Source organism: Klebsiella sp. A-Nf5 (assembly GCF_002810545.1).
Taxonomy (GTDB): domain Bacteria; phylum Pseudomonadota; class Gammaproteobacteria; order Enterobacterales; family Enterobacteriaceae; genus Klebsiella; species Klebsiella variicola.
In genome coordinates this window covers 1-1608 of record NZ_PIOG01000211.1, presented here as the reverse complement: position 1 = coordinate 1608, position 1608 = coordinate 1, and the positions used below count along the sequence as shown (strand labels likewise).

Sequence of the window (1608 nt, the reverse complement as noted above, 5' to 3'; positions counted from 1 at the left end):
GTTGGCTGCCAAAAGAGGGCAGCCAACATGGTTATTTAGAATCTTTGGACAATACTTTTCCAGCTAACTCCGCAATAGATGATGCACCATCCAGTAAAGACGGTATGTTTTCAGAAGTAACCTGTATCGGACTGAAAATTAACTTCTCAAACAATGACCAGGATTCCTTTTCAGCACCAGAGTTATTTTTTGTCTCCACGTAGTCATGTATAAACTCACATAGACTAAGACGCTGTTCTATTTGAAGCATCTGGGCCTTGATGGCCTTGCCCTCAATATAATACAGGCGCATAAAATAAAAGAATAACAATTCCAATGATAATATTGGCAGGAAATAGAATAATGCGTTTAAATTAAATTCTACGGGGAAGAAATTATAGATGTGATTCAATAAAGCAAGTAAAGGTGTAGCAATTAACCATGAAGAAAAGATAATTACACTTCTGTGATTTGTGACGTATTCTGATTTTTTGGTTTTCAAAAGATTTGAGAAAGCTTTGCTCAGCAGAACGAAGTTATATTCACTTTTGTACTGTTTGAGTTTATCGTCATATTCTGCGAGAGACTGTACTGAAGCGCTAGCAGATTTTATAAGTCCTTCAATATCCTTTTTAAGGATGTCTGCCTCTTTGTTTACATCACTGATCCCTCTCTTTATCTCTCTTGTGATTTGTTCTTCGAAAAGACCTACGCTTCCTGCTATCATTCTCAAAGTTGAGAATTGTTCAGATAATAATAAATCCTTAGTCAACGCTGCAGGCATAGAACGTTCAATCCAGATGAAAGAAACTGGGATTTCAGACGGTGGATTGAGTCTGTCCAATCTTTCTAATATAGTTGGCCTTAAAAACATTGGACGGCCAAAATCGTCAGATGCCCAAAAACTGTATTCAAATAGTATTCTTAAAACTTTGTTAAGAAAATAAAACTTATCCGTTATTAATTCCTGTAAACTTGGAATATTTCCTTGTTCCAAAAATTTTTGGTTGTAATGCGTGTATTTGTCAAGTAAGTCTAAACGATTCTTATATAGGTTTTTTAAAGTGCGCCAGCTCACTACTATAATAGAGTCTGCGAAAACTGAATCGTCAATACTATGCAAATCGTCAGGAATTTCATTGTAGTTAATAAGGTTTTGGTCGATAAAGTCGCTTATTTTGTTAAGTTCTGCTTGATAAGACTCATTCCAAAAAGGCATATATTCCTCATTAATGCTGTATGCATATAACCTTTAATTTCATTGAATGGTGTTCACACTAAAATTAGAATGAGTTCACCCAACCTTTACCATGTGCTCGAATATACTAGCAGAGTACGAACAGCATTTGTAAGGTTAAAGTTGCTTCGATGTAATGCTTCTCCCCCTTCCAGAACAAATCAAAACCATCGTAAAACCTCTGTCGATGACAAGTCATGTCATGTACCCTAATTGAACACTTAGATAAGTATCCAATTACTTACTTTATTATGATAATTTACTTTCTGGTTGTGGAGGACATCACATGAAAGAAGATATCGAACAGGCAGTTTTAGAGATGATCAAGAAGTCAGGCGTAGAGCTTGGCGAGGGCGAACTGGAGAGCATCATCGATGCCTCATTCAACACGG

The 1608-nt window shown here is 36.3% G+C and carries 1 protein-coding gene; it reads right to left on the bottom strand.

Features of this window, described 5'->3' with window-relative positions; translation table 11 throughout:
* Positions 1–31 precede the first annotated feature (31 nt).
* Positions 32–1198 carry a hypothetical protein gene (locus tag CWM53_RS20300; RefSeq protein ID WP_100698847.1) on the bottom strand — a complete coding sequence of 389 codons (1167 nt, stop codon included), beginning with the start codon at positions 1196–1198 and terminating at the stop codon, positions 32–34.
* Positions 1199–1608: the final 410 nt, after the last annotated feature.

Excerpts from the sequence above, each read along its gene's own strand:
- CWM53_RS20300 (WP_100698847.1), bottom strand. The coding sequence starts at position 1,198 with ATGCCTTTTTGGAATGAGTCTTATCAAGCAGAACTTAACAAAATAAGC.